The following is a 6,644-nucleotide window of genomic DNA, read 5'->3' as shown; positions in this document are numbered from 1 at the left end:
GATCCCCACATGTGGGACGCACTCCCTATTATATATAAATTATATGCTTCTTATCCAAAACATATATTTGTTCGATGTCTCATCTTGAGCTTTAATTTGGAAAATTCCATTCAAAGATCCGGTCCCAGATGTTCCTTCCAGAAAACGACTACCAGGATATTCGAGACGGCATACGAGCGCTGTGTGCACAGTTTCCAACCGACTATCATCGCAAGGTTGACGAAAATCGCGCCTATCCGGAAGAGTTTGTCGACGCCTTGACGCGCGAAGGCTGGATGGCGGCCCTGATTCCTGAAGACTATGGCGGCTCGGGCCTCGGACTGACTGAAGCCTCCGTCATCATGGAGGAAATCAATCGGGCAGGCGGAAACTCGGGCGCCTGTCACGGCCAGATGTACAACATGACCACATTGGTCCGCCACGGCTCAGAGGAACAGCGCCGGAGATATCTGCCGAAGATCGCAGCCGGCAAATTACGGCTTCAATCCATGGGCGTAACCGAGCCAACCACCGGGACCGACACCACGAAGATCAGGACCACCGCTGAAAAGCAAGGCGATCGATATGTCGTCAACGGCCAGAAAGTCTGGATCAGCCGGGTTCAACATTCCGATCTGATGATCCTTCTGGCCCGTACGACGCCACTCGACCAAGTCAGGAAAAAGTCCGAAGGCCTGTCGATTTTCCTGGTTGATATCAAGGACGCCATGCGCTCCGGCATGGTCGTGCGCCCGATCCTAAACATGGTCAATCACGAGACCAACGAGCTCTTTTTCGACAATCTTGAGATTCCGGAAGAAAGTCTGATCGGAGAGGAAGGGAAAGGTTTCAAGTATCTCCTGACCGGTCTCAATGCCGAACGGACCCTGATCGCGGCGGAGTGTATCGGCGATGGTTACTGGTTTACCGACAAGGTTGTGGAGTATGTCGGAGAGCGCCGGGTTTTCGGTCGCCCGATCGGACAGAACCAGGGTGTTCAGTTCCCCATTGCCGAAGCATTCATCGAGATCGAAGCGGCCAATCTGATGCGCTACAAGGCCTGTGCGCTTTACGATGCGGGCGCACCATCGGGCACGGAAGCCAACATGGCCAAATACCTGGCCGCCAAGGCAAGTTGGGAAGCGGCTAATGCCTGCATCCAGTTTCACGGTGGTTTTGGCTTTGCCTGCGAGTATGACGTGGAACGCAAATTCAGGGAGACACGGCTTTATCAGGTAGCCCCGATCTCCACCAATCTCATTCTTTCCTATGTTGCCGAGCATGTTCTCGGCCTACCGAGGTCTTTTTGATGGTTCTGCCGCTTGAAGGATTGGAAGTCGTCGCAATCGAACAGGCCGTGGCCGCTCCTTTTGCATCATCCCGATTGGCCGATGCCGGTGCGCATGTGGTCAAGGTGGAGCGCCCGGAAGGAGACTTTGCCCGGGGATACGACAACGTCGCCGCGGGCCAGTCGAGCTATTTCGTCTGGCTGAACCGAGGCAAGGAGGCAGTGACGCTGAACCTTGCCTCCGAGAAAGGCAAAGCCGAGATGAAGGAACTCATCGCCGGGGCCGACATTCTCATCCAGAACCTGAAACCGGGAGCTCTTGCCCGCCTTGGCTTCGACCTGGACCAGCTCCATCGGGATTACCCTCGTCTCATCATCTGCTCTATCAGCGGTTATGGCGAAACGGGCCCGATGGCGAACCGCAAGGCCTATGATCTCCTCATTCAGGCGGAAACCGGCCTGTGTTCCATCACCGGCGGCCCCTCCGAACCCTCGCGTGTAGGCATATCGATAGTCGATATTTCAACCGGTGCCACCGCCTATTCCGCCATTCTGGAAGCCGTGATCCGGCGCGGGATCACCGGAACAGGTGCACAGATCTCCGTGTCCATGTTCGATGTCATGGCCGACTGGCTGACGGTCCCTCTGCTGAACCATGAAGGCGGCCACACCCCGAAACGGGTCGGTCTTGCCCACCCATCCATCGCACCTTACGGCGTGTTCTATACGAAAGACGGCGCGCCCATTCTCATTTCGATCCAGAGCGACCGTGAATGGGTCAAACTCTGCAAGGACTTCATCGGCAAACCGGAACTCGGCGCCGATCCACGGTTTGCGACCAACTTGGTGCGAGTGGAAAACCGGAAAGAAACCGATGCGATTGTTGGCGAGGCATTTGCGGGCATGGACACCGAGACAGCCATCAAATTGCTCTCCGAGGCCAGCATAGCTCTGGCTTCTGTGCATGACATGGCAGGTCTGTCATCGCATCCGCATCTCAGAAGAATTGCCGTCGATAGTCCCAACGGTTCTGTCTCGTTCCCCGCTCCTGCTCCGGTTTTCGCAAACGAAGACCGGACCTATGGACCAATACCGGCTTTGAAACCGTTGGAGGGCTGATCTTGGATTTCGACATCGACCAACTGCGCATGTGGATCGGCCGGGAAGACAGCGCGTCGGAAGTCCTTTCGGAAACGCTGGTGAACCAGTTTAATGCGACCTTCGACCGGAATTTCAACGTGGAACCGGAAGCAACCGCCCCGCTTCTGATCCACTTTTGCCTTGCCCAGCCGACAGCATCAACCAAAAGCCTTGGCTCCGACGGTCATGCGGCACGCGGCGAATTTCTTCCACCTGTTCCATTGCCCAGGAGAATGTGGGCAGGCGGCGCCTTTACCTTCCATTCCGACATTCGTGTCGGCGATGAAGTGACACGCACCTCCACCATCAAGGACGTTGTTCTGAAACAAGGCCGAAGTGGACAGCTTTGCTTCGTTACGGTCGAACATATGATCTCTTCGAACGGTCGACCGGCGCTGACGGAACGACAGGACATCGTTTACCGGGAAGCTGCACGAAAAACCGGGCCTGAGACAGCGGGAACCTCAACGAGCAAAATTGCGCCCGGAGGAGAAAACAGCCAACAGATAACACCCACTGCAGCTTATCTTTTTCGCTATTCCGCAATGACCTTCAATGCCCATCGCATCCACTATGACAGGGATTATGTGAGGGACGTCGAAAACTATCCCGGCCTGATCGTGCATGGTCCGCTGCAGGCAACACTGCTTTGCCAATATGCCGCCGACGTCCGGGGTAAAGCCCCGGCCAGTTTCCATTTTCGCAGCTACAGCCCGCTTTTTGACACTTCCGATTTCACGATCAATGCCACCAGCGACGGGAAGAAACTGAAACTCTGGACAGCTCGTCCCAACGGCCCGATTGCGATGGAGGCCCATGCACAATGGTAGGTTCGATCCGCTCTCCCCTTTTCGTCCCCGCTAACCGGCAAGACCGCTTCATCAAGGCAGCCGCGACAGAGACGGACGCTGTCATCCTGGATCTTGAAGATGCCGTTCCTGCGGAAGAAAAGGAAAGGGCCCGCGCATCCCTTTGCTGCACCTTCACCGAAAAACCGGTACTGGTGCGCATCAATGCGGTTCGGACACCTTGGTACAAGGGTGATGTTGAGGCACTACAAGATCTTCCGGTTTCCAGCCTCATACTATCGAAAGCCGAAGATCCCGCGGAAATCACCAGCCTTTGGAAGAAACTCGAGTGCCGGGTTCCGGTCATTGCCCTCATCGAAACGGCGCAGGGTCTGGCCAACGTCCGCGCCATCGTCGCGCTCGATGGCGTGGCGCGCCTTGCCCTCGGGTCAATCGACCTTTGCGCCGATCTCGGCTGTGCCCACCAGCGGGACGTCCTCTTACCTGTCCGTTTCGAACTTGTTCTTGCGTCCAGACTAGCCGGAATTGCAGCCCCGATTGACGGTGTCACCGCACAAATCAACAATCCTGTCGCGATCAGAGAAGATGCCCTTCACGCCAAGGATATGGGGATGACCGGCAAACTGTGCATTCACCCCAAGCAGATCACGGAGGTCAGGCGGGCATTTGCTCCAAGCGACACTGAATTGGAATGGGCAAAGCGTGTTCTGCTTTCCGGTAGCGGCGCTGTTTCGATCGATGGTGAAATGGTGGATGAACCTGTTCGGATCCGTGCCCGGTCCATATTGGCTGCAGCCCAGGAAACGAGTTCCTGAGCTGCCTTCGCGTTGCATTGTCTTACGCTTATTGAATGACTCAAACGAAACTGAAGTCGTCCGGCTGCAGCACCATACCGTCCGCAAATTCAATATTCTCGATATGGTTGCCAAGGTTGTTGAGCTGGACTTCGCCATCATCCCAGCTCAGCAACTTGTTGTTTGCATTGTCGGTTGAGGTCTCGACGTCGGACACCTTCAGGTCCTTGAAAACGATCGTATCGTTTCCACCACCTGCCAATTCCAGGATTTCCACCGAACCGGCGTTCGAGGTCAGAACAAACGTATCGTTGCCGGTGCCGCCCTGGAGTTTCTGCGTGCCACCTGAAGACGCGCCCGGTACGAGCGTGTCATTGCCGCTTCCACCGATCAGGGTGTCGTTGCCGGCATTGCCTTTCAGGAAGTCGTTTCCACCGCCTCCATTCATCTGATAGGCAACCTTGCCATCATCGCCAACGACCCGGTCGTCCCTTTCAGCACCTCGGAACCGCTCAAAACCATATTTCGACAGCGCCGACGTGTTGAACCTCGAACCGGCCTCGACAATGAGCGTGTCGATCCCGGATCCGCCGATATTCCGAGGGGTTCCATTATCCCAGAAATTATCACCGCCACCGAAATAGACCTTGTCGTTGCCACCCTGCCCGAAAACAGTGTCACGCCCCGCGCCACCTCTGAGCGTATCGTTGCCGTCACCACCCCAAAGCTGGTCGTTTCCGCTTCCACCGATCAGTATGTCGTTGCCGCCACTGCCTTTCAGATAGTCGTTGCCTGCACCGCCATTCAGTTGATAGGCGACATTGTCATCATCACCGACCACCCGGTCATTCTTTTCCGCGCCCCGAAACCGCTCAAAACCGTATTTCGAGAGTGCCGAGGTGTTGAAGACAGACCCGGCATTGATCACCAGGGTATCGATCCCAGCGCCGCCAATATCCTTGGGAACGCCATTATCCCAAAAGTCATCTCCATTTGTGAAGTAGATGACGTCATTGCCGCTGGTGCCGACATCCGGATCGGGAGTTGTTCCACCTTCCGAACCGTCCTTGACATCAAGCTTTACGTTTTTGCCGGAAATCGAGAACTGTTTCTCGATGGTGCCGTCAATTCCGGCCCCGGTAAACCGGGCTGTATAAGTTCCATTGGCAAGAGCAAGACTGTACCCGCCACCCGGATCGGTGGATTTCGTTGCAACCACCGACCCAGCCGAGTTCACAACCGTAACCGTGGTCGACCCCAGCGCCTCGCCTATGTCATAGGTTTCATCGCCGTCACCATCATCAAACACCACACCGGTCAGATAGTTTTTCTGATCGCTGCCGAATTTCTGTGTGAAATAAGCTGCGCCCATAGTGCCGTAGTCGCCGAGTGCAATCCCGATCCCGACCGTGTTGGAAGACGAGGTGATGTTCTGATAATGCCCGGGTGAGTTCATCAGTCCCGTATGCGCTTTTTCAACAAGGGTTTGCAGCAGACCGTCATTTGCGTTTCCCGAAAATCTGGAATCTCCTTGAAAGGCTACGTTTTCCGCAACGCCGCCGGTCCAACCCGCTGCGTTGGCGCGGTCCGTCGGACTGGAGCCGTTAGCCCCGTAATGCGGGCTTCTTGCCCCGGTTTGCGGATTGACCCCACCTTCGTAGTCAGTGCTGTCAAGAAATTCGGCATGCCCCTCAGCTGCCGTGTTCAGTGCAGCAACTGGCGCCAGCGGTTCCAATCCACGTTCGATACGCGCCTGGTTCACTTGCTCCAGCATGAATTGTTCATGAGCATTCAATGTACTCATTGCGATGTCCTTCCCGATATCTCTCGCCCTGCCCGGCCGAAAACTTGCGGCTAAATCGGGCGAAAGAATCCCGGATTTGCGGAAGGAATTCGCTCATCATGTGTCAAAAGAATTATCACCTTGTGCGCGCAACCAGAGTTGCACCCGCCAAGCGAAACGATCCTCTTCACTAAACGCTCGAAAACATTGCACTTCGTATTATTGACACTGCCACAACTGATATATCAGCCCGCGCGTCACAACAATTTCTCATCGGTTTGAGAGCAACAGGTTGCGTAAAATTTCGATCAATTTCACCTTTAAAGTCAATTGTTTACATTAGCTTCCAAAGCATTGCCAGAAGCGACCACTCAACGCGAAGACCTGCTTACTGCGAAAGATCCTGCGCCAACATGAGGGCATTGCCGTCCGGATCATAGAAGGTTGCGGTACTGACCATCCCCTCAACCGTTTCGGTGTCTCCATCAAATTTCACATTGACGTTTTCCAGCGCCTTACGCGCCGCTGCAATGTCCGCCACACCGAAAACGGGCACCATGTTACCGGGAGCAGGTTCTGCCTGTTCTCCCAACCCCAGAGTGACGCCTTCCGTATTGGTCTGCATCTCGCTCCAGCCAGCCTCATCGATATGCATCAGCAGCTTGAAACCAAGATTGTTTTCATACCATTCAGCACTCGCATGTCTGTCGCGCACTGAAAGAGCCAAGGTGATTGTGTTGTCCAGAGAAACTACAGGCATGACGCTTCCTTATGTATCAAAAATATAGTAACTATACTTTATGGATATCGCCCTGCTTGTCAACCTCACGTCCAAAGCCTGGTCGTTGAAA

6 protein-coding genes are annotated in these 6,644 nt (G+C 54.9%); 4 read left to right on the top strand and 2 right to left on the bottom strand.

All coding sequences use genetic code 11. From position 1 onward, the window contains the following. Window positions 1–128 precede the first annotated feature (128 nt). Genes K5905_RS24045 through K5905_RS24030 form a run of 4 tightly spaced genes read left to right on the top strand, consistent with a single transcriptional unit; the run spans window position 129 to window position 4,031 of the window. Window positions 129–1,289, top strand: coding sequence for an acyl-CoA dehydrogenase family protein (locus K5905_RS24045; RefSeq protein WP_297588742.1), 1,161 nt, complete (start codon window positions 129–131; stop codon window positions 1,287–1,289). Continuing rightward, window positions 1,289–2,386, top strand: a complete 1,098-nt coding sequence (locus K5905_RS24040) for a CaiB/BaiF CoA-transferase family protein (protein ID WP_297588739.1) — start codon at window positions 1,289–1,291, stop codon at window positions 2,384–2,386. Before K5905_RS24045 ends, K5905_RS24040 begins: the two co-directional genes overlap by 1 nt. A 2-nt stretch (window positions 2,387–2,388) precedes the next feature. Next, window positions 2,389–3,237 carry a MaoC family dehydratase N-terminal domain-containing protein gene (locus K5905_RS24035; protein WP_297588736.1) on the top strand — a complete coding sequence of 283 codons (849 nt, stop codon included), beginning with the start codon at window positions 2,389–2,391 and terminating at the stop codon, window positions 3,235–3,237. After that, window positions 3,231–4,031 (top strand): CoA ester lyase, encoded by an 801-nt coding sequence (locus K5905_RS24030; protein WP_297588733.1) that lies wholly within the window; start codon window positions 3,231–3,233, stop codon window positions 4,029–4,031. Before K5905_RS24035 ends, K5905_RS24030 begins: the two co-directional genes overlap by 7 nt. A gap of 40 nt (window positions 4,032–4,071) precedes the next feature. Here K5905_RS24030 and K5905_RS24025 read toward each other — a convergent pair whose 3' ends face one another. Then, complete coding sequence (locus K5905_RS24025) at window positions 4,072–5,814, bottom strand: CAP domain-containing protein (RefSeq protein WP_297588730.1); 1,743 nt, start codon at window positions 5,812–5,814, stop codon at window positions 4,072–4,074. A 367-nt stretch (window positions 5,815–6,181) separates the two neighbouring features. Further along, entirely contained in the window at window positions 6,182–6,553 is a 372-nt protein-coding gene (locus tag K5905_RS24020; protein WP_297588727.1) for a VOC family protein, read from the bottom strand. Window positions 6,554–6,644 lie beyond the last annotated feature (91 nt).

It is taken from the genome of Roseibium sp. (assembly GCF_025698965.1).
Classification (GTDB): domain Bacteria; phylum Pseudomonadota; class Alphaproteobacteria; order Rhizobiales; family Stappiaceae; genus Roseibium.
Note: the sequence above shows the minus strand (reverse complement) of the source record. Positions and strands in the feature narration are given on the sequence as shown.

Excerpts from the sequence above, each read along its gene's own strand:
- K5905_RS24045 (WP_297588742.1), top strand. The coding sequence starts at position 129 with ATGTTCCTTCCAGAAAACGACTACCAGGATATTCGAGACGGCATACGA.
- K5905_RS24040 (WP_297588739.1), top strand. The coding sequence starts at position 1,289 with ATGGTTCTGCCGCTTGAAGGATTGGAAGTCGTCGCAATCGAACAGGCC.
- K5905_RS24030 (WP_297588733.1), top strand. The coding sequence starts at position 3,231 with ATGGTAGGTTCGATCCGCTCTCCCCTTTTCGTCCCCGCTAACCGGCAA.
- K5905_RS24025 (WP_297588730.1), bottom strand. The coding sequence starts at position 5,814 with ATGAGTACATTGAATGCTCATGAACAATTCATGCTGGAGCAAGTGAAC.
- K5905_RS24020 (WP_297588727.1), bottom strand. The coding sequence starts at position 6,553 with ATGCCTGTAGTTTCTCTGGACAACACAATCACCTTGGCTCTTTCAGTG.